The sequence below is a fragment of the Paracoccus ferrooxidans genome, assembly GCF_029909815.1.
Lineage (GTDB): Bacteria > Pseudomonadota > Alphaproteobacteria > Rhodobacterales > Rhodobacteraceae > Paracoccus > Paracoccus versutus.
The window spans coordinates 979,084-1,004,580 of the sequence record NZ_CP038202.1; the positions used below are offsets into that span (position 1 = coordinate 979,084).

At 68.5% G+C, this 25,497-nt stretch carries 25 protein-coding genes; 10 read left to right on the plus strand and 15 right to left on the minus strand.

Annotation, left to right across the window (positions count from 1 at the left end):
- Positions 1-21: 21 nt before the first annotated feature.
- From E3U26_RS21840 to eno, 3 genes are all read left to right on the plus strand, one after another.
- Positions 22-1,437, plus strand: a complete 1,416-nt coding sequence (locus E3U26_RS21840; protein ID WP_499106604.1) for a protein adenylyltransferase SelO — start codon at positions 22-24, stop codon at positions 1,435-1,437.
- Positions 1,438-1,455: 18 nt separating this feature from the next.
- Positions 1,456-2,253, plus strand: a complete 798-nt coding sequence (locus E3U26_RS21845; RefSeq protein WP_036754585.1) for an endonuclease/exonuclease/phosphatase family protein — start codon at positions 1,456-1,458, stop codon at positions 2,251-2,253.
- Between the two features lie 66 nt (positions 2,254-2,319).
- Complete coding sequence (gene eno / locus E3U26_RS21850) at positions 2,320-3,597, plus strand: phosphopyruvate hydratase (RefSeq protein ID WP_036754596.1); 1,278 nt, start codon at positions 2,320-2,322, stop codon at positions 3,595-3,597.
- Between the two features lie 50 nt (positions 3,598-3,647).
- Here the strand turns inward: eno and E3U26_RS21855 are convergent, their stop codons facing one another.
- From E3U26_RS21855 to cysS, 3 genes are read right to left on the minus strand one after another with little or no spacing between them, the layout of a single operon-like run.
- Positions 3,648-4,466 (minus strand): squalene/phytoene synthase family protein, encoded by an 819-nt coding sequence (locus E3U26_RS21855; RefSeq protein WP_499106607.1) that lies wholly within the window; start codon positions 4,464-4,466, stop codon positions 3,648-3,650.
- Positions 4,463-6,085 carry a (R)-citramalate synthase gene (gene cimA, locus E3U26_RS21860; RefSeq protein ID WP_499106609.1) on the minus strand — a complete coding sequence of 541 codons (1,623 nt, stop codon included), beginning with the start codon at positions 6,083-6,085 and terminating at the stop codon, positions 4,463-4,465. Before cimA ends, E3U26_RS21855 begins: the two co-directional genes overlap by 4 nt.
- Before the next feature lie 32 nt (positions 6,086-6,117).
- A complete protein-coding gene (gene cysS, locus E3U26_RS21865) occupies positions 6,118-7,506 on the minus strand; it encodes a cysteine--tRNA ligase (protein ID WP_499106611.1) in 1,389 nt (462 codons plus the stop codon).
- 155 nt (positions 7,507-7,661) lie between these two features.
- Between cysS and E3U26_RS21870 the strand changes: the two genes are divergently transcribed.
- The gene (locus tag E3U26_RS21870) at positions 7,662-8,003 is read left to right on the plus strand and encodes an MmcQ/YjbR family DNA-binding protein (RefSeq protein WP_036754610.1); all 342 of its coding nucleotides are present in this window, start codon (positions 7,662-7,664) and stop codon (positions 8,001-8,003) included.
- 97 nt (positions 8,004-8,100) lie between these two features.
- Here the strand turns inward: E3U26_RS21870 and E3U26_RS21875 are convergent, their stop codons facing one another.
- The 7 genes from E3U26_RS21875 to E3U26_RS21905 all read right to left on the minus strand — a co-directional run bounded on the left by E3U26_RS21875 (position 8,101) and on the right by E3U26_RS21905 (position 13,894).
- Complete coding sequence (locus tag E3U26_RS21875; protein ID WP_036754774.1) at positions 8,101-8,547, minus strand: pore-forming ESAT-6 family protein; 447 nt, start codon at positions 8,545-8,547, stop codon at positions 8,101-8,103.
- A gap of 96 nt (positions 8,548-8,643) precedes the next feature.
- Positions 8,644-9,741, minus strand: a complete 1,098-nt coding sequence (locus tag E3U26_RS21880; protein WP_114535344.1) for an ABC transporter ATP-binding protein — start codon at positions 9,739-9,741, stop codon at positions 8,644-8,646.
- Positions 9,742-9,806: 65 nt separating this feature from the next.
- Entirely contained in the window at positions 9,807-10,613 is an 807-nt protein-coding gene (locus E3U26_RS21885; protein WP_036754613.1) for an ABC transporter permease, read from the minus strand.
- The gene (locus E3U26_RS21890; RefSeq protein WP_499106613.1) at positions 10,610-11,479 is read right to left on the minus strand and encodes an ABC transporter permease; all 870 of its coding nucleotides are present in this window, start codon (positions 11,477-11,479) and stop codon (positions 10,610-10,612) included. The genes E3U26_RS21885 and E3U26_RS21890 overlap by 4 nt, the downstream gene beginning before the upstream one ends.
- Positions 11,480-11,572: 93 nt before the next feature.
- Positions 11,573-11,995 carry a YjbQ family protein gene (locus E3U26_RS21895; RefSeq protein ID WP_499106615.1) on the minus strand — a complete coding sequence of 141 codons (423 nt, stop codon included), beginning with the start codon at positions 11,993-11,995 and terminating at the stop codon, positions 11,573-11,575.
- Entirely contained in the window at positions 11,992-12,294 is a 303-nt protein-coding gene (locus tag E3U26_RS21900) for a hypothetical protein (protein ID WP_243785767.1), read from the minus strand. Before E3U26_RS21900 ends, E3U26_RS21895 begins: the two co-directional genes overlap by 4 nt.
- Before the next feature lie 160 nt (positions 12,295-12,454).
- A complete protein-coding gene (locus tag E3U26_RS21905; RefSeq protein ID WP_499106616.1) occupies positions 12,455-13,894 on the minus strand; it encodes a DNA recombination protein RmuC in 1,440 nt (479 codons plus the stop codon).
- A 167-nt stretch (positions 13,895-14,061) separates the two neighbouring features.
- On the opposite strand from E3U26_RS21905, the gene E3U26_RS21910 reads away from it, so the two are divergent.
- Entirely contained in the window at positions 14,062-14,610 is a 549-nt protein-coding gene (locus E3U26_RS21910; protein WP_036754628.1) for an NADPH-dependent FMN reductase, read from the plus strand.
- 57 nt (positions 14,611-14,667) lie between these two features.
- Here E3U26_RS21910 and rpoD read toward each other — a convergent pair whose 3' ends face one another.
- From rpoD to E3U26_RS21925, 3 genes are all read right to left on the minus strand, one after another.
- A complete protein-coding gene (rpoD, locus tag E3U26_RS21915) occupies positions 14,668-16,650 on the minus strand; it encodes an RNA polymerase sigma factor RpoD (protein WP_499106617.1) in 1,983 nt (660 codons plus the stop codon).
- A 141-nt stretch (positions 16,651-16,791) separates the two neighbouring features.
- Positions 16,792-18,735, minus strand: coding sequence for a DNA primase (gene dnaG / locus E3U26_RS21920; RefSeq protein WP_499106618.1), 1,944 nt, complete (start codon positions 18,733-18,735; stop codon positions 16,792-16,794).
- Positions 18,736-18,774: 39 nt separating this feature from the next.
- The gene (locus E3U26_RS21925; protein WP_036754636.1) at positions 18,775-19,359 is read right to left on the minus strand and encodes a TetR/AcrR family transcriptional regulator; all 585 of its coding nucleotides are present in this window, start codon (positions 19,357-19,359) and stop codon (positions 18,775-18,777) included.
- Positions 19,360-19,460: 101 nt separating this feature from the next.
- Here E3U26_RS21925 and E3U26_RS21930 point away from each other — a divergent pair, with 101 nt between their 5' ends.
- Positions 19,461-19,790 (plus strand): hypothetical protein, encoded by a 330-nt coding sequence (locus E3U26_RS21930; RefSeq protein ID WP_499106620.1) that lies wholly within the window; start codon positions 19,461-19,463, stop codon positions 19,788-19,790.
- Between the two features lie 10 nt (positions 19,791-19,800).
- On the plus strand, positions 19,801-20,964 hold the full coding sequence (locus tag E3U26_RS21935; RefSeq protein WP_499106621.1) for an alpha-hydroxy acid oxidase: 1,164 nt from the start codon (positions 19,801-19,803) through the stop codon (positions 20,962-20,964).
- 35 nt (positions 20,965-20,999) lie between these two features.
- Here the strand turns inward: E3U26_RS21935 and E3U26_RS21940 are convergent, their stop codons facing one another.
- Positions 21,000-22,001 (minus strand): acyltransferase family protein, encoded by a 1,002-nt coding sequence (locus E3U26_RS21940; protein WP_499106622.1) that lies wholly within the window; start codon positions 21,999-22,001, stop codon positions 21,000-21,002.
- 183 nt (positions 22,002-22,184) lie between these two features.
- Here E3U26_RS21940 and E3U26_RS21945 point away from each other — a divergent pair, with 183 nt between their 5' ends.
- The 3 genes from E3U26_RS21945 (at position 22,185) to gluQRS (ending at position 25,114) form a co-directional block, all read left to right on the plus strand.
- A complete protein-coding gene (locus E3U26_RS21945; RefSeq protein WP_036754782.1) occupies positions 22,185-22,814 on the plus strand; it encodes a 50S ribosomal protein L25/general stress protein Ctc in 630 nt (209 codons plus the stop codon).
- Between the two features lie 117 nt (positions 22,815-22,931).
- Positions 22,932-24,272 carry a methylenetetrahydrofolate--tRNA-(uracil(54)-C(5))-methyltransferase (FADH(2)-oxidizing) TrmFO gene (trmFO, locus tag E3U26_RS21950; protein ID WP_499106624.1) on the plus strand — a complete coding sequence of 447 codons (1,341 nt, stop codon included), beginning with the start codon at positions 22,932-22,934 and terminating at the stop codon, positions 24,270-24,272.
- Positions 24,251-25,114, plus strand: a complete 864-nt coding sequence (gene gluQRS / locus E3U26_RS21955) for a tRNA glutamyl-Q(34) synthetase GluQRS (RefSeq protein ID WP_036754647.1) — start codon at positions 24,251-24,253, stop codon at positions 25,112-25,114. The genes trmFO and gluQRS overlap by 22 nt, the downstream gene beginning before the upstream one ends.
- Here gluQRS and hisI read toward each other — a convergent pair.
- Positions 25,103-25,462 (minus strand): phosphoribosyl-AMP cyclohydrolase, encoded by a 360-nt coding sequence (gene hisI, locus E3U26_RS21960; protein ID WP_072463542.1) that lies wholly within the window; start codon positions 25,460-25,462, stop codon positions 25,103-25,105. The two genes, gluQRS and hisI, sit on opposite strands and share 12 nt — an antisense overlap.
- Positions 25,463-25,497: the final 35 nt, after the last annotated feature.

Here is a 25,497-nt window from a genome sequence, read left to right on the forward strand (position 1 = left end):
ATGTCCGAAGGGAGGGCCGCGATGATCCACTTCGACAACAGCTATGCCCGACTGCCGGAAGGTTTCTTCACCCGCACCCGCCCGACCCCGGTGCGCGACCCGCAGCTTGTGGCGCTGAACCGGCCCCTGGCCGAGCGGCTGGGCTTCGACGCCGACTGGCTTGCCAGCCCCGAGGGCGTGGCCATGCTGGCCGGCAACGCCCTGCCCGAGGGGGCCGAACCCATCGCCCAGGCCTATGCCGGCCACCAGTTCGGCGGCTTCGTGCCGCAGCTGGGCGACGGGCGCGCGGTCCTGCTGGGCGAGGTGGTGGCGCCGGACGGGGCGCGCTTCGACATCCAGCTGAAGGGTGCGGGACCCACCCCCTTCTCGCGCCGGGGCGACGGCCGGGCCTGGCTGGGCCCGGTGCTGCGCGAATACCTGGTCAGCGAATTCATGGCCGCATTCGGCATCCCGACCACGCGCGCCCTTGCGGCCGTCACCACCGGCGAGACGGTGATCCGCGAGACGCTGCTGCCCGGCGCGGTGCTGACCCGCGTCGCCGCCAGCCATATCCGCGTCGGCACCTTCGAATTCTACGCCGCCCGCGGCGACCGGCAGCGGTTGCAACTGCTGGCCGACCACGTCATCGCCCGGCACTATCCCGATGCCTCGGGCGCGGCCGACCTGCTGCAGCGCGTGGTCGAGCGGCAGGCCGCGACCATCGCCGGCTGGATGGCGCTCGGCTTCATCCACGGGGTGATGAACACCGACAACATGTCGGTCTCGGGCGAGACCATCGACTACGGCCCCTGCGCCTTCATGGACGGCTACCGCCCCGACAAGGTGTTCAGCTCGATCGACGCCCAGGGCCGCTATGCCTGGAACGAACAGCCCAACATCGCGGTCTGGAACCTGGCGCAATTCGCCAGCTGCCTGGTGCCCCTGATGGGCAACGACGACGCGGCGGTGGCCGAGGCGACGCGCATCGTCCACAGCTTCCCTGGGCTCTACCAGGCGGAATGGCTGAAGCGCTTTGCCGCCAAGCTGGGCATCGCCGACCCTCGCCCCGAGGACCGGGCGCTGATCGAGCGGCTCTTGACGCTGATGGCGGCCGATGAGGCGGATTTCACCCGCACCTTCGCCGGGCTGGCCGACGGCCGCGCCCGCGACGAATTCGCGGCGCCCCAGCAGTTCGACGCCTGGGCCGAGGGCTGGCAAGCGCGCATCCGCGACCTTGCCGACGCAAGCCAGGTCATGGCGCGCGCCAATCCGCGCCGCATCCCGCGCAACCACCGCATCGAGGAGGTCATCGCCGCCGGGCGCGAGGGCGATTACGCGCCCTTCCACGCGCTCGACGCGGCGCTGCGCGCGCCCTTCCAGGACCGGCCGGAATGGGGCGGCTTCGCGCAGGCCCCTGCCCCCGATGAGATCGTCCGTCGCACCTTCTGCGGCACCTGAGCAGCAGCGAAAGGCCCAATGCCGAAAAGCCCCGACCATCCGAGCCCCGACCACCTTCGCCTGGCCAGCTACAACCTGCACAAGTGCCGCGGCATGACCGGCCCGCACGCGCCCGAGCGCAACCTGCGCGTCATCGCCGAGCTGGATGCCGACGTGATCGCCCTGCAAGAGGTCGATTTCCGCTTCGGCGCCCGCCCCGAGGCGCTGCCGCGCGCGCTGATCGAAAAGACCACCGGCATGGTCCCCGCCCCCTTCCTGGGCACCGGCGAGAATTCGCTGGGCTGGCACGGCCAGACCATCCTGCTGCGCCCCGAACTGCGCGAGAGGGCCGAGATCCGCCGCCTGCCCCTGCCGGGGATCGAGCCCAGGGGCGCGCTGGTGCTGCGCCTGCCGGGGCTGACGGTGGTGGCGGTGCATCTGGGGCTGATGCGCTCGTCGCGCCGCGCCCAGCTGTCGCGCATCATCGCCCAGGCGCGGCGCATCGGCCACGACCGCATGGCGCTGACCGGCGATTTCAACGAATGGCACGATTCGCGCGGGCTTGAGGCGCTTGAGGCGCTGCGCGTCGTCACCCCCGGCCCCAGCTGGCCCGCGCCCTTCCCGCGCCTGCGCTACGACCGCTTCGCCGTCTCGCGCAGCATCGAGGTGCTGGATTGCGGCGTGCTGGACAACGAGATGGCACGGGCGGCCTCGGACCACCTGCCGATCTGGGCCGACCTCGCCGTCGATGCGCATGAAGAGGTGCCGCGCGGCTACCAGCCGGCGCGCGTCACCTCGCGCATTCCCGGCGAGGATGGGGTGGCCGGGGCGGATTGACGCTTTTCTGCAATTGCGAAGGCGGTTAAACAGCGCCAAAGCTCGTCAGCCAAGGGGGACGCAGACATGACCGCCATCATCGACATATTCGCGCGCGAGATTCTGGACAGCCGGGGCAACCCGACGGTCGAGGTCGATGTGACGCTGGAAGACGGCACCATGGGCCGGGCGGCGGTGCCCTCGGGCGCCTCGACCGGCGCGCATGAGGCGGTCGAGAAGCGCGACGGCGACAAGGCCCGCTACATGGGCAAGGGCGTGCTGGAAGCCGTCGCCGCCGTCAACGGCGAGATCGCCGAGAACCTGATCGGCGAGGACGCGACCGAACAGGTCGCCATCGACCGCATGATGATCGAGCTGGACGGCACCCCGAACAAGGGCCGCCTGGGCGCCAATGCCATCCTGGGCGTCTCGCTGGCGGTGGCCAAGGCCGCGGCCGAGGCCTGCACCCAGCCGCTCTACCGCTATGTCGGCGGCGCCGGCGCCCGCGTGCTGCCGGTGCCGATGATGAACATCATCAACGGCGGCGAACATGCCGACAACCCCATCGACATCCAGGAATTCATGATCATGCCGGTTTCGGCGGAGAACATCCGCGAAGCCGTGCGCATGGGCTCGGAAGTCTTCCACACGCTGAAGAAGGAACTCTCGGCGGCGGGCCTCGCCACCGGCGTCGGCGACGAGGGCGGCTTCGCGCCGAACCTCAGCAGCACCCGCGACGCGCTGGACTTCATCCTCAAGGCCATCGAGAAGGCCGGCTACACCCCCGGCGACGACATCATGCTGGCGCTGGACTGCGCCTCGACCGAGTATTTCAAGGGCGGCAAGTATGAAATGGCCGGCGAGGGCAAGTCGCTGACCCCGGCCGAGAACGTCGCCTATCTCGAGGCGCTGTGCAACGACTACCCGATCCTGTCGATCGAGGACGGCTGTTCCGAGGACGACTGGGAAGGCTGGAAGCTCCTGACCGACACGCTGGGCGGCCGGGTGCAGCTGGTCGGCGACGACCTCTTCGTGACCAACCCGGCGCGCCTGGCCGAGGGCATCGCGCGGGGCTGCGGCAACTCGCTGCTGGTCAAGGTGAACCAGATCGGCACGCTGACCGAGACGCTCGACGCCGTGCGCATGGCGGATCGCGCGCGCTACACCTCGGTCATGTCGCACCGCTCGGGCGAGACCGAGGACGCGACCATCGCCGACCTGGCGGTGGCGACGAACTGCGGCCAGATCAAGACCGGCAGCCTCGCGCGCTCGGACCGGCTGGCGAAATACAACCAGCTAATCCGCATCGAGGAAATGCTGGGCGCCGCGGCGGAATATGCCGGCAAGTCCATCCTGCGCGGCTGATCCGCAGGGCATCGCAACGAAGCAGGGCGGCCCGGCGAGGCCGCCCTTTTTCATATCCACCAGCGATGCGTCAGCGCAAAGGCGCCAAGCGCAAGGCGGCGGCGGAACTCCGAGGGCGTGGCGCCGGCCAGCGCCTCGATCCCCCGCGGCGCCGCCTGCAATGCGGCCGGCACCCCCGCGCCGGCAAACAGCACCGGCGCCAGCCGGCGCGGCACAAGCCGGCGCTGCGCCCTGGCCTCGGCAAGCTGCGCGCGGGCCCTGTCCGCGATCCCGGCCAGCGCCTCGGGCGAGGCGTCCCAAAGGCCCAGCCCCAGCCCCTGCAAGGCCGGCAGCGCGGCCAGCCAATGCGCCAACCCCGCCCCCTCGGCCTGGGCGTCGACGATCTCGGCAACCTCCGGCTTTCTCCGTTTTCCAAATACCCCGCGGGGGTCCGGGGGCGCGAAGCCCCCGGCAGCCTCCCAGCCCAGGGTCTCGGCGGCGAAGCGCGCCAGCGGCACCGCCGTATCCCGCACATAGGCCGCGACGGCTTCGGGCCCGTCCAGCGGCTCGCGCGCCGCATCGCGGCGCCGCGCCTCGGCCAGCACCGCGAAACCGGCGGCGCGCGGCCCCCAGGCCTCGGCCAGCGGCGTCAGCAGCTCATGCGACTGCGCCTTGCCGGCGCCGATGTCCTCCAGCCGCTCGATCCACCATTGCAGCCGCATCTCGGCGATCAGCGGCTCGGTCGAGGCCAAGGGCGCACGCGCCAGTTCCAGGTTCAGCGCATAAAGCGTCAGCAGCCGCGGCCGCGCTTCGGCGGGAACCAGCAGGCAGATGCCGAAGCGATCGGGATCGTGCTCGCGCAGCGCCTCGGCGCAATCGTCCAGGCTCATGCCGGCACCACCCGGTCGCGGACCAGCTTCCAGCGGATCGCATCGACCAGCGCCTCGAAACTGGCATCGACGATATTGGGCGAGACGCCCACGGTGGACCAGCGATGGCCCTGCCCGTCGGCGCTGTCGATGATGACCCGCGTCGCCGCCTCGGTGCCGCCGCCGGTGATGCGGACGCGGAAATCGACCAGGTGCATGTCGTCGATGGCCGCCTGATAGGGGCCCAGGTCCTTGGCCAGCGCCCGCCACAGCGCGTTGACCGGGCCGCGGTCATGCCCCTCGGCATCCATGCTTTCGCTGACCGACAGCATGCGCTCGCCGCCGATCTGCACCACCACCACGGCTTCCGAGACGGAAATCCGCTTCCCCAGCGCATTCTTGCGCCGCTCGACGGTGACGCGGTAGCGCTCGACGGTGAAGTAATGCTGCATGCGGCCCAGTTCGGCGAGCGCCAGCAGCTCGAAGCTGGCCTGCGCGCCGTCATAGGCATAACCGGCATCCTCGCGCGCCTTGACCAGGTCCAGGATGCGCGCCAGCGCCGGATCGTCGCGGCCGACCTTGATCCCCGCCTCGGCAAGGCGCGCGCGCAGGTTCGACTGCCCGGCCTGGTTCGACATCGGGATGATGCGCTCGTTGCCGACCGTGGCGGGGTCCACATGCTCGTAGGTCGCCGGGTTCTTCAGGATGGCGCTCGCATGCAACCCGGCCTTGTGGGCAAAGGCCGAAGCGCCGACATAGGGCGCGGGCCGGGCGGGCGGGCGGTTCAGGATCTCGTCCAGCCGGCGCGAGATGCGCGTGAGCCCGGCCAGCCCCTCGGCGGTGACGCCGGTTTCCAGCGCCGAGCGATAGGGCTCCTTCAGCAGCAGGGTCGGGATCAGGCTGGTCAGGCTCGCGTTGCCGCAACGCTCGCCCAGCCCGTTCAGCGTGCCCTGCACCTGCCGCGCCCCGGCATCGACCGCAGCAAGCGTGCAGGCCACGGCATTGCCGGTATCGTCATGGCAATGAATGCCCAGCCGGTCGCCGGGGATGCCGGCCGCGATCACCGCGCGCGTGACCTGCCCCACCCGTTCGGGCAGGGTGCCGCCGTTGGTGTCGCACAGCACGATCCAGCGCGCGCCCGCCTCCAGCGCCGCGCGCAGGCAGGCCAGGGCATAATCCGCGTCCTCGTCATGGCCGTCGAAGAAATGCTCGGCATCGAACAGCGCCTCGCGCCCCTGGGCCACCAGATGCGCGACCGAGGCGCGGATATTGTCGAGGTTCTCCTCGAGCGGGATCCCCAGCGCCTCGCGGACATGGAAGGGATGGGTCTTGCCGACCAGGCAGACGGCCGGGGTGCCGGCATTCATCACCGCCGCCAGCACGTCGTCGTTGTCGGCCGAGCGGCCGGCGCGCTTGGTCATGCCAAAGGCGGTCATGGTGGCGCGGGTCGCCGGGGCCTGGGCGAAGAAATCGCTGTCGGTCGGGTTGGCGCCCGGCCAGCCGCCCTCGATGTAATCGACGCCCAGCCGGTCCAGCATCTGCGCGATCTCGGCCTTTTCGGCGGCAGAGAACTGCACGCCCTGGGTCTGCTGCCCGTCGCGCAGCGTGGTGTCGTAAAGGTAAAGGCGCTGGCGCGTCATCGGGGCGGCCCCTTCGGCTGGCTGGTGTGCGGTTATTCGGGCAGTCTGGCGGCGTCGAAATCCGGGCCGGGCAGAAGCTCGACCCCGGCCGGGCCCATGCGCACCTCGACCCCGGCGGCCAGCAGGCGCTGCTTGAAGCCGTCCACCGCCGAGAAATCCTTACTGGCCTTGGCCTCGGCACGCAGCGCCGCCATGCGCTCGGCCCAGGGCGACAGGTCGGGGCCCTCGGCGATCCAGCCGCCCAGATCCTCGGTCAGCAGGCCAAGCATGCGGGCGCCGGCCAGCAGGCCCGCGCCGTCGCCCTGCCCCGCCATCTCGTGCAAGGCCGCGATCGCACCCGCGGTATTGAGGTCGTCGGCAAGCGCGGCCAAGACGGCGGGTGCCGGGCTTGGCGCGGGGTCGATCCCCGCGACAAGGCCGCGCCAGCGGCGCAGCACGGCCTCGGCCTCGCGCGCCTTCTCGGCCGTCCAGTCCATCGGCTTGCGGTAATGCGTCGACAGCAGCACGAAGCGGATCACCTCGCCCGGAATGCCCTGGTCCAAGAGGTCGCGGACGGTGAAGAAATTGCCCAGGCTCTTGGACATCTTGCGCCCCTCGACCTGCAGCATCTCGTTATGCAGCCAGACGCGGGCGAAATCGCCATGCGGATGGGCGCAGCAGCTTTGCGCGATCTCGTTCTCGTGATGGGGGAATTGCAGGTCGATGCCGCCGGCATGGATGTCGAAGCTTTCGCCAAGCAATTCGTAGGACATGGCCGAGCATTCGATATGCCAGCCCGGACGGCCGCGGCCCCAGGGGCTGTCCCAGCCCGGCAGTTCCGCATCCGAGGGCTTCCACAGCACGAAATCCATCGGGTCTTCCTTGAAGGGCGCGACCTCGACGCGGGCGCCGGCGATCATGTCGTCGACCGAGCGGCCAGAAAGCTTGCCGTAACCGGCAAAGCTGCGCACGCGGAACAGCACATGCCCGTCCTTGGCATAGGCATGGCCGCCCTGGACCAGCGTCTCGATCATGGCGATCATCTCGCCGATGTAATCGGTGGCGCGCGGCTCGTAATCGGGCCGCGCCGCCCCCAGCGCATCCATGTCGGCGTGATACCAGCCGATGGTCTCATGCGTGCGCTCGCGGATCAGCTCCTCGAGGCTGCCTTCGGCACCGGCCTCCTTGCGGGCCAGGGCGGCGGCGTTGATCTTGTCGTCCACGTCGGTGAAGTTGCGCACATAGGTGACATGGTCCGCGCCATGGACGTGGCGCAGCAGCCGCACCAGCACGTCGATCACCACCACCGGGCGGGCATTGCCCAGATGCGCCCGGTCATAGACCGTCGGCCCGCAGAGATAGAGCCGCACGTTCTGCGGGTCGATGGGCCGGAAAACCTCTTTCCGGCGCGTCCTGGTATTCGTCAGCCTGATCTCGACCATGACTTCCCCTTTGCGGGCGTCGTCAGGTCACCATGAACCGCCCGCCTGAATTTTCAGCCGGTAATGATGCAGCGGGTGGTGGCGGTTCCTGCCTTCATGCGCCCGCCTTAACGCATTGTCTTGCCTATGCCAAGAGAGGCTGCAAAACTTGGGCCATGAGCCGCGAACTGGTCAATGAAATCTGCGCCGCGCAGCCTGGGGCCGAGTGGTCGGATCCCTGGGGCGGCGGCCATGATTGCTGGAAGATCGGCGGCAAGACCTTTGCCGTTACCGGCGCCATCGGCACCCATGTCTCGGTCAAGACCGACAGCGCCGAGACGGCCGAATTCCTGATCGAGACCGGCGTGGCCGAGCGCGCGGCCTATCTGCACCGCAGCTGGGTCGCGCTGCCGCTCGATTCGGCGCCCGACGAGCTGGCGCATCGCATCCGCCATTCCTATCGCCTGGTGCGCGGCGCCCTGCCCAGGAAGGTGCAGGCGGCCCTGCCGCCCCTGTAACCCGCCCCTGCGATGAAAATGGCCGGCCCCGAGAGGGAGCCGGCCAGAGGCGAAGGGCCGAGCGACTGGCCCCGCGCCAAGAACGATCGACAAGGCGTCAGGCCGGAACCTGCGAGGCGAGCTGTTGCAGCAAGCCTTCCATCTGCTTGCAGAGCGCCTCTTCGGTGGTGTTCTGCTCGGTCGCGGCATCGGCCAGCGTCCGCTCGACGCCCATGGCCGAGACGGTGCCTTCCTTGCCCTTGGCCTCGGCGGCATCGCCCTTGGCGCTGTCGCCCGCCGGGATCATCGCCAGCAGCTTGGTCTGGATCTCGACCGCCTTGCCGTCGATATGGCCCTGCTCCTGGCAATAGGCCAGGACGCCCAGCTGGTTGCGCGCGCTTTCATAGGCGGCGGCGCTGTCCTGGGCGGGCACGGCGGCAGGCGCCTCGGTCGTGGCCGGGGCCTCGGGGGCGGCGGGCGCGGCCGGGGCCGTCTCTTGCGCCAGGGTCACGCCTGCGGTCAGGCCAAGGGCCAGGGCGGGCAGGATTGCGAAACGTGCGATCATCTCGATCTCCGTCTGTTGCGTGTGGGCGGACTGTGGCATGGGGTGGCCGGGGCCGCAAACCGGCTCGGCGGAATGCCGCGGCCGCTTACGCGCCGATCAGCGGAAAAGCACCAGCGAGCCCGGCGACCAGCTCACATTCGCGCGCGTGCCGACATCCTGCACCTCGCGGCCGAAGACGTTGCGCATGGCGATGCGCACCGGCCGCGCCTGGCCGTCGAAACCGGCCGAGCCGTCCAGCCGCACGTCGTAATAGGTCATGTCGCCGTAATAGACGACCTCGTCGATCACCCCCTCGGCCACCCGGTTCGCCCCCTGCGCGCCGGGCGCGACCAGCGACACCGCCTCGGGCCGGAAGCCGATCGAGGGGCCGTCGTCGCCCGGGTCGGCCTGGCTGACATTGGCCAGCGGAATGTCGACGCGGCCCAGCCCCGGCGCCTCGATCTGCACCGCATCGGCGGTCTCGCCCAGCACGCGGGCGGGGAGGAAGTTCATCACCCCGATGAAGTTCGCCACCCGGCGGCTGGTCGGGCGGGCATAAAGCGCCTCGGGCCCGTCGAGCTGGGCGATCTGGCCCTCGAACATCACCGCGATGCGGTCGGACATGACCAGCGCCTCTTCCTGGTCGTGGGTGACAAGGACGAAGGTGATGCCGACCTGGCGTTGCAGCTTGATCAGCTCGACCTGCATCTGCTCGCGCATCTTGCGGTCCAGCGCCGAAAGCGGCTCGTCCAGCAGCAGCACCTTGGGCTTCAGGATCAGCGCGCGGGCCAGCGCCACCCGCTGCCGCTGCCCGCCCGACAGCGCATGGCTGGCGCGGCTGCCATAGCCTTTCAGCCCTACCATCTCCAGCGCCTGTTCGACCGCCGCCGCCTTTTCGGCGCGCGAGCGCGGGTCGCGGCGCAGGCCGAAGCCCACGTTCTCGGCCACGGTCAGGTGCGGGAAGATGGCATAGGACTGGAACACCATGTTGGTCGGCCGCCGGTTCGCCGGCACGTCCTGCATGTCCTGCCCGTCGATCAGCACCACGCCCGAGGAAATATCCTCGAACCCGGCGATGGTGCGCAGAAGCGTGGTCTTGCCGCAGCCCGAGGGCCCCAGCAGCGAAAAGAACTCGCCCGAGCGGATGGTCAGGTCGATGCCGCGCAGCGCGTGATAATCGCCGTAATGCTTCTGCACCTGCCGGATCTCGATCATCGGGCGCGCGCCGGCCATGGCGGCGCGATGGGCGGCGGTGCTTTTCGGGCCGGGGTTTTGGGTCGTCACAGGAAGCCTCCGGTATCCTTGGCGCCGGTCTTGGCGATGCCGCGGCGGCGGAAATATTCGGCGATGGTCAAAAGGGCGATCGACAGCAGCACCAGCACCGTCCCCAGCGCCATGATCATCGGGATCTGCTTGGGGAAACGCAGCTGGCTGAAGATATAGGTGGGCAGCGTCGGCTCGTTCCCGGCCAGGAAGAAGGCGATGATGAATTCGTCCAGGCTGATGGTGAAGCTCATCAGCAGGGACGAGATGATGCCCGGCATGACCAGCGGCAGGATCACCAGCCGGAAGGCGCTGATCCGCGTCTCGCCCAGGTCATAGGCCGCCTCCTCCAGCGAACGGTCGAGCGAGTTGAAGGCGGTGGACAGGATCACCGTGGCATAGGGCATGCAGATCAGCGTATGGCCCAGGATCACCGTCAAGATGCTCAGCTGCACGCCCAGCGACAAGAGCACCACCAGAAGCGAGATCGAGACGATGATCTCGGGCAGCACCAGCGGCAGCATGATCAGCCCCATGATCGGCCCCTTGCCCGGAAAGGCGAAGCGGGTCGAGGCGCGGGCGGCGAAGACGCCAAGGCAGGTCGCCAGGATCGAGGAACTGACGGCGATGGTCAGCGAATTGGTCAGCGCCCGGCGCAGCGAGGCATTGCCCCACATCTGCGCGAACCATTCCGTGGTGAAGCCCCGCAGCGGAAAGGCGATGATCGTGCCCGAATTGAAGGCGAAGATCGGCAGAAGCAGGATCGGCGCGTAAAGGAACAGCAGGTAGATCAGCGCATAGGCGCGCAGGCCCCCGCCCTTCATTGCCGCACCCTGAGGAAGCGGCGGTTCACGGCGATGAAGGCCAGGCTGATGACCGCGACGATCAGCATCGCCGTCACCGCCAGCGCCGAGCCCATCGGCCGGTTGTCGAGGTCCAGCATCTGCGCCTGGATCATGTTGGCGATCATCGGGATCTTGCCGCCGCCGATCAGCGCCGGGGTGACGTAGTCGCCGATGGTCGGGATGAAGACGATCAGCGCCGCCGCCACCACCCCTGGCATGGCCAAGGGCAGGGTGACGCGCCAGAAGGTCATGGCGCGGCTTTCGCCCAGGTCGCGCCCGGCCTCCAGAAGCGAGCGGTCGATCTTTTCCAGCGCGATGAAGATCGGCAGGATGGCGAAGGGCGCATAGGCATGGGCCAGCGTGATGACCATGGCGTTGACGTTGTAGAGGATGAAGGTCAGCGGCTGCTCGATCAGCCCCAGCGTCTTCAGCCCCGAGTTGATGACGCCGTTATAGCCCAGGATCACCTTCCACAGGAAAACCCGGATCAGGTAGCTGGTCCAGAACGGGATGGTGATCAGGAACAGCCACATGGCCTTTTTCTGCGACGAGACGGCGAAGGACAGGAAATAGGCCACCGGAAAGGCCAGCACCACGGTGGCCAGCGTCACCAGCGCCGCCACCCCCAGCGAACGCAGCATGATGCGGTGAAAGATCGGGTCGGCCCAGACGGTGCGATAGTTCTCCAGCGTGAATTCGCGGATCACCGTCAGGTAGCCGTCCTTGAAGAAGGAATAGGCCAGGATGGTCAGCAGGGGCGCCGCCAGCACCAGCACGGCATAGCCCAGCGGCGGCGCGATCAGGGTCAGCCCCTGAGCCGTCTGAGATCGGTTTCCTGACGCCATGCCCTGCCCTGTGAATCCCTGTCGCTTGGGGTGGCAGGTTTCCATATCCGTGCCGCGAGGAAAAGGGTTTTCCTGCGCTGCGGCAGGCCGGCTTCACGAGCCCTGGAAATGCGCCGCCACCTCGCGCCGATGCGGCTGGGCGCGATGCTCGACCAGGTAGATGCCCTGCCAGGTGCCCAGTTCCATCCGGCCGCGCGCGACGGGGATCTGCAGGCTGACGGGCAGGATCGCGGCCTTGAGATGCGCGGGCATGTCGTCCGGCCCCTCGGCGCGATGCGTCAGGTAGCGCATCGACGGATGATCGGCCGACGGCACGATGCGGTCGAGCCAGGCCAGCAGGTCGCGCTGCACGTCCGGGTCGGCGTTCTCCTGCACCAGGAGCGAGCAGGAGGTATGGCGCACGAACAGCGTCACCACGCCCTCCTGCGCGCCGATGCCGCGCAGCCAGGCCGCCACCTCGGCGGTGAAATCATGACAGGCCGGCCCGCGGGTCGGGATGGTGAAGCTGGTGTTCAAAACAGGCGCTCCAGGGCCGACATGCCCAGAACCACAACCCCGCTGAAGGCCAGCACGACCAAAACCTGCCCGGCAAAGCGGCTCAGCAGGTGCCACCGCCACCAAGCTGCCGAATGCAGGCTGCAATCAGCGCGTTTCAGCCCGTGGTTGAACCCGCTCGCCTCAACGAGAAAAACGAGGCAGGCGGCCAAGAAAACGCTGGTGCCGATCCACATGCAGGCCTCGACCTGCGCGCGATCTGCGCTGCCCGCGGGCATGGCCAGCGACCTTGCATGCAAGGCAATCGCCAGGGTCGCCAAGACCTACATGACCTTGCCGACAGGCGCTTTGACCAGCAATCGCCAGAACTCGCGATTGTTCAGGTCGACGCGCTCAACCCTGCAGAGCCTCGGCGGCTTGCGCCAAGGCGCCCAATCACTCCCCGCCATGGGTTTCTCCGTTGCACAAATACCCAATGAGCTACTCCGCCGCCTCGCCCGGCGCTTCCAGCGACTCGACGCCGTCATGGTCCAGTACGATCCGCTTTTGTGTGCGCGCGCCCAGGTCGCGCAGCATCTCGGCCTGGCGGATGACGTTGCCCGGCCCGCGGGTCAGCCGGTCCATGGCGGTGGCGTGGCTTTTCTGCGCCCGCTCCAGCGCGCTGCCCACATCTTCGACCGCCGAGACGAAGCCGTGCAGCTTGTCGTAAAGCTGGCCGGCGCGGGCGGCGATGGCCATGGCGTTCGACTCGCGCCGCTCGACCGTCCAGATGTGATCCACCGTGCGCAGGGTCAGCATCAGCGTGGTCGGCGTCGCCAGCCCCACCCGGCTCTCCATCGCGTGCCGCGCCAGGTCGGGATCGACGCGCAGCGCCTCGGAAAAGGCGCCCTCGACGGGGATGAACATCAGCACGTAATCGACCGAGCCCTCGTCCAGCGCCTGGTAGCCCTTGGCGGCAAGCCCGGCGACATGGGCGCGAACCGAGGCGACATGCCGGCGCAGCGCGGCGTCGCGGGTCGGCATGTCCTCGGCATTCACCGCCTCTTCATAGGCGTTCAGCGAGACCTTGCTGTCGATCACCAGCAGCTTCTTCTGCGGCATCTTCACGATCACGTCCGGCCGCCACAGCTTGCCGTCGGTGTCGCGATGGCTCGACTGCGTGTCGTAATGCGTGCCGGCGATCAGGCCGGAATCCTCGAGGATGCGCTCCAGGATCATCTCGCCCCAGGCGCCGCGCTTCTGGCTGTCGCCTTTCAGCGCGCGGGTCAGCGCCACCGCCTCGCGCGAGATGTCCTCGGAGCGCTTGTGCAGGTATTCGATCTGCTCGCGCAGCCTTGCGCGTTCCTCGTCCGTGGCCTTGTTGCGGGCCTGAAGCTCGGTCTGGAAGCGGTGGACCTGGTCGCGAAACGGGGTCAGCAGGGCCGAAAGCTGCTCGCCATGCGCCTTTTGCATCTCGCTGCCCTGGGATTTCAGCGTCTCGTTGGCCAGCAGGCGGAACTGGCCGGTCATCTCCTCGCGCAATTCGCGCAGGGTGGCGATGTCGCGCTCGGCCGCCTCGCGGTCCTTCTGCGCCGCCAGCCGGGTTTCCGCCAGGTCACGCTCCAGCCGCGAGACCGCCTGCCTTTCGCGATGCAGCGCATCGCTCAGCCCGTCGCGCTCCTCGACCAGCTCCTGCAGGCGCTGGGTCAGCGATTCCGCCCGCGTCTCCAGCCGGCTGACGGCCAGAAGCTGGTCGCGCAGCCCGGCCGATTCGGCATCGCAGCGCGCCTGCAACTCGGCCTCGCGCCGCCGGGCCAGCACGGCATCCGCCGCTGCCGAACGCCGCGTTCGCCACAGCGCAACAAGGCAAAGCGCCAGCGCCGCCAGCGCCGCGATCAACAGCAGCCGCAGGTTGCCCGCATCCGCCAGCCATGCCTGCATTTTTTCCGCCTCGCCCATCGGCCCCTGCGCCTTGTCCCAACCGCGGTTTCGCGTCGCTTGCCGGGAACTGTTCACCTTTTTCCCCCAGAATGCAAGCGCAAGGCCCCCTTCCCTCGCGCCGGTTGCATCCCTAGCTTGCCCCTGAAAACCGCAAGAGGAGATCAGGCATGGTCAAGTCCGTCGCCGTCATGGTGGGGTCGCTGCGCAAGGATTCGCTCAACCACAAGCTGATGAAGGCATTGCAGAAACTGGCCGAGGGCCGGTTGCAGTTCCACCTGCTGCATATCGGCGATCTGCCGCATTACAACGACGACCTTTGGGCCGATCCGCCCGAATCGGTGCTGCGGCTCAAGGACCGGATCGAGCATTCCGACGCGGTGCTGGCGATCACGCCGGAATACAACCGCAGCTATCCCGGCGTCATCAAGAACGCGATCGACTGGGCGACGCGCCCCTATGGCCAGAACTCGTGGAAGGGCAAGCCCGCGGCCGTCACCGGCACCTCGCCCGGCGTGATCGGCGCGGCGCTGGCGCAGGCGCGGCTGAAAAACGACCTGGTCCATGTCGGCACGGTGATGATGAGCATGCCCGAGGCCTATATCCAGTGGCACGCCGAGGCCTATGCCGCCGACGGCAGCGTCACCGACGAAAAGACCGCGAAGTTCCTGCAAGCCTATGTCGATGCCTTCGTGGACTGGATCGAAAAGCACGGCTGAGCCCGGAACGACGAAGGCCGCGCCCTGGGGCGCGGCCTTTTTCATTGATCCGGGCGGTTACTGGTCCAGGAAGGACCGCAGCTTGCGCGACCGGCTGGGGTGTTTCAGCTTGCGCAGCGCCTTGGCCTCGATCTGGCGGATGCGTTCGCGGGTGACGCTGAACTGCTGGCCGACCTCTTCCAGCGTGTGGTCGGTGTTCATGCCGATGCCGAAGCGCATGCGCAAAACCCGCTCCTCGCGCGGGGTCAGGCTGGCCAGCACCCGCGTCGTCGTCTCCTTCAGGTTTTCCTGAATGGCCGAGTCGAGCGGCAGGACGGCGTTCTTGTCCTCGATGAAATCGCCAAGCTGGCTGTCCTCCTCGTCCCCGATCGGGGTTTCGAGGCTGATCGGCTCCTTGGCGATCTTCATCACCTTGCGGACCTTTTCCAGCGGCATCTGCAGCTTTTCGGCCAGTTCCTCGGGCGTGGGCTCGCGGCCGATCTCGTGCAGCATCTGCCGCCCCGTGCGCACCAGCTTGTTGATCGTCTCGATCATGTGGACCGGGATGCGGATGGTCCGGGCCTGGTCGGCGATGCTTCGCGTGATCGCCTGGCGGATCCACCAGGTCGCATAGGTCGAGAACTTGTAGCCGCGGCGATACTCGAACTTGTCCACGGCCTTCATCAGGCCGATATTGCCTTCCTGAATAAGATCAAGGAATTGCAGGCCCCTGTTCGTGTATTTCTTGGCGATCGAGATCACCAGCCGCAGGTTCGCCTCGACCATTTCCTTCTTGGCCTGGCGCGATTCCTTTTCGCCGCGCTGGACTTGGCTGACGATGCGGCGGAACTCCTCGATGTCCACGCCGACATGCTGGCCGACCATGGCCATCTCGGCGCGCAGGCTTTCCACCTGGGTGCGGGATTTCTCGAACAGCGCCTGCCAGCCGCGGCCCTTGTGCTGCATCATGCGCTCGACCCAGGTCGGGTCCAGCTCGCTGCCGCGATAGGCGTCGATGAATTCGCGCCGGTTGATGCGCGCGGCATCGGCCAGCTTCACCACGTTGGAATCGATGGTGACGATGCGGCGGTTGATGCCATAGATCTGGTCGACCAGCGCCTCGATGCGGTTGTTGTGCAGGTGCAGCTCGTTCACCAGCGCGACGATGCGCGAACGCAGCTCCTGATAGGCGCTTTCCTGCGCGGCCGAGAAGGTGCCGTCCTCGTTCAGCGTTGCCGACATGCGGTTGTCCTGCATGTGCGACAGCTCTTCGTAGCCGCGGGCGATGGCCTCCAGCGTCTCCAGCACCTTGGGCTTCAGCGAGGCTTCCATCGCGGCCAGCGACAGGTTCTGGCCGTCGTCCTCGTCCTCGTCCTCCTCGCGGCCCATGGGGTTGCCGTCGGCGTCGAACTCTTCCTCCTCGCGCGCGGCACCGTTGCCTGCGGCGGGGCGGGTCTCGGTCGGCAGAACCTCTTCTTCCTCGCCGTCCTCGTCCATCGAGCGGCCGAAGGTGGTCTCGAGGTCGATCACGTCGCGCAGCAGGATGTCCTCGTCCAGAAGCTCCTGGCGCCACATGGTGATGGCCTTGAAGGTCAGCGGGCTTTCGCAAAGCCCGGCGATCATGGTGTTGCGGCCGGCCTCGATGCGCTTGGCGATGGCGATCTCGCCCTCGCGCGACAGCAGCTCGACCGAGCCCATCTCGCGCAGATACATGCGCACCGGGTCGTCGGTGCGGTCCAGCTTTTCCGTCTCGGCGGTGGCGACGGTCAGCTCGCGCGAGGCCGAGCCGGTGGTGGTCAGCTCGCCGCCCGGTTCGGCCTCCTCGGCCTCCTCGTCGTTCTCGACCACGCGGATGTCCATTTCCGACAGCATGGACATGACATCCTCGATCTGGTCGGAACTGACCTGTTCGGGCGGCAGGACGGCATTGAGCTGGTCATAGGTGATGAAGCCGCGCTCGCGCCCTTCGGCGATCATGCGCTTGACCGCGGCCTGCGACATGTCCAGCGAAGGATCGTCGTCCTTGGCCTCGGGCTTCTGGTCTTCGTCGTTGGCTGCCATGCTGGCTCCCTTGAAGCGGTGATTCGCGAATCGGCGAATCGGGATCGGCTATCGGCCGGTTCTAGCGCGAATCGCCGGCGATTCAAAGCCTGCGACCCGGCGCCGGCCGGGGTGATTCGGCGCAGGCGATTCGCGCGCCTTTCAGCGGCGCGGCTTGCGCCAGATCTCGTTCTTCAGCGCCGCATCGAGGATGGCCCGATAGGCGTCGCTGTCCTCGCCCAGGTCCGACAGGTCGGCCAGCGAGGGGTGGTCGGCCTGCTGGCGGGCACGGGCGGATTGCGCCATGCGCCAGGTCAGGCCCTCGTCGGCCAGGCCCTCGATCTCGGCCTCGGCGCGGGCGATTTCCTCGCGCGCGGCGCGGCGGGCCTCGATCCGGTCCAGGGCATTGGCAAGGATGCCGGCGGCGGCATCGCCGTCATGCGGACGCAGGATCGCCGGGGCCGCCCTCACATGGGGGTCGGCCATGATGCTTTCAAGGGCGCGCTGCCCGGCCTGGGATTGCGTGCCCGACAGCAGGTCGTGGATCAGCGCGGCGCGGTCCGCATCCTGCGGCTCCAGCCGCTCCAGCCGCGATTCGACCGGGGCGATCAGGCCCGGATGGGTGGCGCAGATCGCCAGCACCATGGCCTCGACCAGCGCCTCGGCCTGCTGCCCGTCCATGTCGGGCGAGGACAGCCGCGAGGCGCGCGTGGGCGCCGCCGGCGCGACCGGCTGGAAGCGGGCATTGCGCCCCTGCCCCTGCCAGTCGCGGGGCCAGTCGCGGGCCGGGCGCGCGGCCGCGGGCGCATCGGCGCGGCGGCGGTTGCCGAACAGTTCCCATTTCAGGTTGCGCAGCACGGCGTGGTAATGGTCGCGGGTGTCCTTGTCGGGGATCTTGGCCACCGCCTCGGCAAGCGCCTTGTCCAGCGCCGCGCGGCGCTCGGGGCTGTCGAAGACCCGCCCCTCGGTCTCGCGCCGCCACAGCAGGTCGACCAGCGGCCGCGCCTCGTCCAGCACGGCGCCCATCGCCCCTGCCCCGCGGGCGCGGATCAGGTCGTCCGGGTCCAGCCCCTGCGGCAGGAAGGCAAAGCGCAGCGCCTGCCCCGGCCCGGTCATCGGCAGGGCCAGGTCGATCAGCCGCATCGCCGCGCGCAGCCCCGCCTGGTCGCCGTCGAGCGCGATCACCGGCTCGGGCGAGATGCGCCACATCAGCCGCAGCTGGTCCTCGGTGATCGCGGTGCCCAGCGGGGCCACCGCGCCCTCGAAACCCGCCCGGACCAGGGCGATCACGTCCATGTAGCCCTCGGCCACCACCAGCGGCCGGCCCTTGGCCACCGCCGCCCGCGCCGGGCCGATATTGTAGAGGTTGCGCCCCTTGTCGAAGAGCGGCGTCTCGGGACTGTTGAGGTATTTCGCCCGCGCGTTCGGGTCCATCGCCCGGCCGCCGAAGGCGACGCAGCGCCCGCGCCCGTCGCGGATCGGAAAGATGATGCGGCCGCGGAAGCGGTCGAAGGGGGCGCCGCCATCCTCGGGCTTGGCCGCCAGCCCGGCCTCGACGATCAGCGCCTCGGCGATGCCCTTGGCGCGCAGGGCGTTGTAGAGGCCCTGCCGCTGGTCGGGGGCGAAACCGATGCCGAAGGCTTCGCAGGCGGCCTCGTCCAACCCGCGCCGGGCCAGATAGGCCCGCGCCGCCTCGGCCGGGCCCATGCCCAGCTGCATGCGAAACCAGCGCACCGCCTGTTCCATGACCTCGACCAGCTCGGTGCGGCGGTCGGCGCGCTGCACCTGGCGGGGGTCGCGCTCGGGCATCGGCAGGCCGGCCTCGGCGGCCAGCAGCTCGACCGCCTCGATGAAACCCAGCCCCTCGGCCTCGCGCAGGAAGGTCAGCGCATCGCCCTTGGCGTGGCAGCCGAAGCAGTAATAGAAACCCTTCTGGTCGTCGACATGGAAGGAGGCGGTCTTTTCGCCGTGGAAGGGACAGGGCGCCCACCAATCGCCCTTGGCCTGATTCGAGCGGCGCAGATCCCAGACCACCTTGCGCCCGATCACGCGCGACAAAGGCACGCGGGCGCGGATCTCGTCAAGGAATTGCGGCGGCAGGCTCATGCCGTCTTATATCGGATCACGCCGGCCGGTTGCAAAGGGTCATGCACCCACCGCCCCGCGCACCAATTCGCGATAGACCGCGACCACCCGTTCCTGGTCCAGCCGGCCGCCCTCGCGATACCAGTTGGTGACGCCGGTCAGCATGGCGATCAGCGCCATGGTGGCCAGCCGCGTGTCGGGCACCGCCATCGCGCCCTCGGCTTCGCCGGCGATCAGGATCGCCTCCAGCGCATCCTCGTAGCGGCGGCGCAGGGCGGCGATCTCGGCGCGGTTCTCGGGCGTCAGGTTGCGCAGCTCCATATAGGACAGGAACACCGCCTCGGGGCGCTCCAGGCTGGTCTGGATGTGAAAGCGCAGGAACGCCTCGAGCCGGTCGAGCGCGGGCCGGGCCGGATCGTCGCGCCAGGCGGCCAGCAGCTCTTCCATATGCACCCGCAGCAGGTCGGCCAGCAGCGCCTGCTTGTCGGCGGTATAGCTGTAGAGCGTGCCGACCTGCACGCCGACCTCGGCCGCGATCTGGCGCATCGAGACCGCGGCATAGCCGTGGCGCGCAAACAGCCTGCGCGCGGCGTCGCGGACCAGCGGTCCGGTAATCTCTGCCTTCGAGCCCTGGGTTCTTGCCATGCCGCCTTCTAGGCGGCCAGCCGCGCCAAGAAAAGAGCACATCTTGCCCTCGCCGCCCCGGCAGGCCTATGGTCCGGCACATGAATTTTCAGGGGAACGGCATGGGGCGGATCTGGGGCGCGCTGGCGCTGGCAAGCCTTGCCGCATGCGGCGACATGGTGGGCGACTATCCCGAGCTGATGCCGACCGACCGGCTGCTGGCCGAGCCGGCCCTGCCCGGCCATGCCACCGATGCCGGCCGCGACCCCGCGGCGGCGGGCAACGCGCTGGATGCGCGCGGCCGCTCCCTTGCCGCCGGCGCCGCGCCCGCCGCGGGCGACGCCGCATTGCAGCGCCGCGCCGAGGCCCTGCGCGCCCGCGCCAAGGCGCTGTCGCAGCAATCCCCGGCCGAGGACTGCCCCGAGGGCAGCGCCGATTGCCCGCCGAACTGAGGAGAAGCCCATGCCGGTCATCACCTGCATCGACGACCTGAAGGCGATCTATCGCCGACGCGTGCCGCGCATGTTCTACGACTATTGCGAAAGCGGCAGCTATACCGAGGGCACCTTCCGCGACAATTGCAGCGATTTCCAGCGCATCAAGCTGCGCCAGCGCGTCGCGGTGGACATGACCGGGCGCACCACCGAAAGCACCATGGCCGGGCAAAGGGTCGCCATGCCGGTGGCGCTGGCCCCGGTCGGCATGACCGGCATGCAATGCGCCGATGGCGAGATCAAGGCGGCGCGGGCGGCGAAAGCCTTTGGCGTGCCCTTCACGCTTTCGACCATGTCGATCTGCTCGATCGAGGACGTGGCCCAGGCGACCCAGGCGCCGTTCTGGTTCCAGCTTTACGTCATGCGCGACCAGGAGTTCCTGGAGGCGATCATCGAGCGGGCCCGGCGTGCCCATTGCTCGGCGCTGGTGCTGACGCTGGACCTGCAGATCCTGGGCCAGCGCCACAAGGATCTGAAGAACGGGCTGTCCGCCCCGCCGCGGCTGACCCTGCCGGTGCTGCTGGACCTGGCGACGAAATGGCGCTGGGGCATCGAAATGCTGCAGACCAAGCGCCGCTTCTTCGGCAATATCGTCGGCCATGCCAAGGGGGTGGGCGATCCCTCGTCGCTGGTCGCCTGGACGGCCGAGCAGTTCGACCCGCAGCTCGACTGGGGCAAGATCGCCCGCATCCGCGACCTCTGGGGCGGCAAGCTGATCCTCAAGGGCATCAACGACCCCGAGGACGCCCGCATCGCCGCGGATTTCGGCGCCGATGCGATCATCGTCAGCAACCACGGCGGCCGGCAGCTGGACGGCGCGGTCAGTTCCATCCGCATGCTGCCCGAGATCGTCAAGGCGGTGGGCGACCGGGTCGAGATCCATCTCGACAGCGGCATCCGCTCGGGCCAGGACGTGCTGAAGGCGCTGGCCATGGGGGCGCATGCCACCCATATCGGCCGCGCCTTCATCTATGGGCTGGGCGCCATGGGCGAGGCCGGCGTGACCCGCGCGCTGGAGGTGATCCAGAAGGAGCTGGACATCACCATGGCGCTCTGCGGCGAGCGGGACGTCAAGAATCTCGGCCGCCACAACCTGCTGGTGCCGCAGGACTTCCTGCAGCCCTGGAGCTAGGGTGCCGGGCTAGAATGTCGGGCTAGAATGTCAGGCTAGGGCGCGGGATCGGGCCGGGGCCGTTCGCCCCGCCCACGCTTCCTGTCCTTGCCGAAGCCGGGGATCGGCAGCCGGCCCAGCAGCAGCGCGGCCAGCGTCGGCAGGCCGAGCGCGAACAGCATCAGCTCGCCCAGATGCTCGAAACCCAGCGAGCGGGCCAGATGCAGCGCCATCACATGCATGAAATAGATCATGGCCGAGATCGGATCGAGCCGGATCGGCGGCTGCGGCATGGCCGTGCCCAGCACCGCCACGAACAGGGCCGGCGCCGCGACGTAAGAGCTGATCGGGATGTCCAGCATCACCTGGTCGCTGCGCCAGGCCTGCACCAGCCAGGACTCGGCCATCAGCAGCCCGGCCCCGGCGGCGGTGGCGGCCAGCACCAGCCAGCGCGGCGGCAGCCCCGCCATCCCCAGCCGCGCCATGCGCCGGCCGCAGAGATAGCCGATGGCCACGAAGGGAAAGCACATGAAGAGGCCGTTCGAGAATTTCTTGACGCCGATAGGCGCGATCCCCGAAAGGGCGACATATTGCAGCACCAGCCCGGTCGCGGCGCAGACCGCCGCGGCCGCCAGCAGGATGCGGTATTCATAGGCCGGCGCCAGCGCGCGGGCGATACCGCGCAGCAGCAGGATCACCGCCCCGGCGACCAGGATGCCGGCCATGAACCACAGGTGGAAATAGCCCCAGGCCAGGGTCTTGAGCAGCGAGACCAGCCCATGCACCTCGTTCAGCCAGAAGGGCAGATAGACCGCCATCCAGAACAGGTAGAGCGCCGCCACGCGGGCCAGCCATTTGTTGCCCTTGTCGCGCGCCACCGCAGAATAGAGGAAATAGCCCGCCACGATGCAGAAGGCCGGCACCATGACCCGCATCAAACCGTTGCCGATCATGAACAGCCTGGGCGTCATGTGCGACTGCAACCAGTAGGTATGGGCAAAGGCAACCAGGACCGCCAATCCCACCTTGAGATAGTCCAGCGAATGAATACGATGCAACGCGAAAACCCCGGCCCCGTGTGCTGCAATGCTCTGCAACCGCGAGGGCCATCTGACAAGCTTTTTTCCCCTCGCATGCAAGTGTTTTTTCGCTTCACATCCATCTGACGTCGCGCTATAGGCCCGCATTCGGCCATGCACCCTTGGAGGATGGCCGCGAACCGTCAACAAAGGAATACCATCATGGCCAAAGAGATCCCGGATCTGGTGGCCGAGGCACGCGCGGGGACAGGCAAGGGGGCCGCCCGCCAAGCTCGCCGCGAAGGCAAGGTGCCCGGCATCGTTTATGGCGACGGCAAGGAGCCGCAGCCGATCCAAATCGAGTTCAACTCGCTGCTGACCAAGCTGCGCGCCGGTCGCTTCATGTCCACGCTGTGGAACCTGAAGATCGACGGCCAGGACGACGTGCGCGTCGTTTGCCGCGGCGTCCAGCGCGACGTGGTCAAGGACCTGCCGACGCATATCGACTTCATGCGCCTGCACCGCAACACCCGCGTGAACCTGTTCATCCACGTGAACTTCGAAAACCAGGAAGCCGCCCCCGGCCTCAAGCGCGGCGGCACGCTGGTCGTGGTGCGCCCCGAGGTCGAGCTGGTCGTGACCGCCTCGGACATCCCCGAGCAGATCACCGTGGACCTGACCGGCAAGCAGATCGGCGACACCATCCACATCAACGACGTGGTGCTGCCCGCCGGCGTGAAGCCGACCATCGACCGCAACTTCGTCATCGCCAACATCGCGGCGCCCTCGGGCCTGCGTTCGGCCGACAACGAGGAAGCCGCCGCTGCCGAAGGCGAGGCCACCGAGGCCTGATCGCAGGCCCAGGCAAGGCGAATCACATCGGGCGGCACCCCTGCGGGCGCCGCCCTTTCTCTTGCCGTCATGGCCCGCGGTTGCTAGGAGATCGCGCCTGACGCGAAGGGGAAAACCATGGAACCGATCCATATCATCGGCGCCGGCCTTGCCGGGTCCGAGGCCGCCTGGCAGATCGCCCGCGCCGGCGTGCCGGTGGTGGTGCACGAGATGCGGCCCCAGGTCGCGACCTTCGCCCACCGCACCGGCGATTGCGCCGAGATGGTCTGCTCGAACAGCTTCCGCTCGGACGACGACCGCATGAACGCCGTGGGCCAGCTGCATTGGGAGATGCGGGCGGCGGGTGGGCTGATCATGGCCATGGCCGACCGCCACCGCCTGCCGGCCGGCGGCGCGCTGGCCGTGGACCGCGACGCCTTCTCGCAGGCGGTGACGCAGGCGCTGCAGGCCGAGCCGCTGGTCAGCTTCCAGCCCGGCGAGATCCGCAGCCTGCCCTCCGAGGGGCGCTGGATCGTCGCCACCGGCCCGCTGACCTCGGACGCGCTCGGCCAGTCGATCCGCGACCTGACCGGCGAGGGCTCGCTGGCCTTCTTCGACGCCATCGCCCCCATCGTCCATGCCGAGAGCATCGACATGTCGATCTGCTGGCGCCAAAGCCGCTACGACAAGGGCGAGACCGAGGAAGAGCGCACCGCCTATATCAACTGCCCGATGACGCGCGCGGATTACGAGGGTTTCATCGACGCCCTGCTGGCGGCCGACAAGACCGAGTTCCACGAGGGGGAAACGGCCGGCTATTTCGACGGCTGCCTGCCGATCGAGGTGATGGCCGAGCGCGGCCGCGAGACCCTGCGCCACGGCCCGATGAAGCCGGTCGGCCTGACCAATGCGCATAACCCGGCGGAAAAGCCCCATGCCGTGGTGCAGCTGCGCCGCGACAATGCGCTGGGGACGCTCTACAATATCGTCGGCTTCCAGACCAAGATGAAATATGGCTCGCAAGTGGATGTTTTCCGGCGTATTCCCGGATTGCAGGACGCGAGTTTCGCCCGTCTGGGCGGCATCCATCGCAACAGTTTCCTGAATTCGCCGCGGCTGATCGACGACCGGCTGCGGCTGCGCGCGCGTCCGAACCTGCGCTTTGCCGGCCAGGTGACGGGGGTCGAGGGCTATGTCGAAAGCGCCGCCATGGGCCTGCTCGCCGGGCGCATGGCCGCGGCCGAGGCGCTGGGGCGCGACCTGCCGCCGCCGCCCGCGACCAGTTCCATGGGCGCGCTGGTCAACCACATCACCGGCGGCGCGGATGCCAGAACCTTCCAGCCGATGAACGTGAATTTCGGCCTCTACCCGCCGCTGGACGCCATGCGCGGCGGCCGCAAGGGGCGCAAGGACCGCTACCCGGCCTATACCGACCGGGCAAAAGCCGATTTCAATGAATGGCTTGCGGGGCAGAGTTGAACCGGACGCGGTTCGCCCCCTCGCCGACCGGCCCCCTGCATCTGGGCCATGCCTTCGCGGCGCTGACCGCCGCGCGGCTGGCCGATCCCGGCCAGTTCCTGCTGCGGATCGAGGACATCGACCAATCCCGCTGCCGCCCGGAATACGAGGCGCTGATCGCGCAGGATCTGCACTGGCTGGGCCTCGACTGGCCGCAGCCGGTCATGCGCCAGTCCGAACGCCTGCCCGCCTATCAGGCGGCGCTCGACCGGCTGGCGGCGCTTGGCCTGACCTATCCCTGCCGCTGCCGCCGCGCCGACATCCGCGCGGCGCTTTCCGCCCCGCAAGAGGGCGCGGCGCAGGCCATCGGCCCGGACGGCCCGGTCTATCCCGGCACCTGCCGCCACCGCCCCATGGCGGATGCCGGGCCGGACGACGCCATCCGCCTGGACGCCGCCCGCGCGTTCCGGCACCTCGGCCTCGACGAGATCGCCTTCCTGGACGAGAATGTCGCCCCCGGCCTGCCGCACCGGCTGTCGGCGCAGGATTTCATCGCCGGCATCGGCGATGTGGTTCTGGCGCGGCGCGGCATGGGCACCAGTTATCACCTTTCGGTGGTGGTGGACGATGCCGCCCAAGGCATCACCCTGGTCACGCGCGGAAAAGATCTTCTGGATTCAACATGGATCCATGTGCTTCTTCAGAATCTGCTGGAACTTCCGACGCCGCGCTATCACCACCACCGGCTGATCCGCGACGACCAGGGCAAGCGGCTGGCCAAGCGCGACGACGCCCGCGCGCTGAAGCTGTTCCGCGACGAAGGCACAAGCGCCGACGAGATCCGCCGCCGGCTAGGCTTCTGACGGCTCCATGATGACGACCTCCGCCCCCTCGCGGATGGCGGTGTAAAAGCAGCTGCGCCGGTTGGTGTGGCAGGCCGGCCCATGCTGGTCCACCAGCAGCAGCAGGCAGTCGCGGTCGCAATCCACCCGCAACTCCACCAGCTTCTGCACATGGCCCGAACTCTCGCCCTTGACCCAGAAGCCCTGGCGCGAGCGCGACCAATAGGTGACGCGTCCCGTCTCCAGCGTCCGCTGCACGGCCTCGGCATTCATCCAGGCCATCATCAGCACCTCGCCGCTCCGATGATCCTGCGCGATGGCGGGAATCAGGCCCTTCGCGTCATATTTCAGGCTGGCGGGGTCGAACATCGGCTTTCCTTTCGGCTGCACCGTCCCTATCTAGA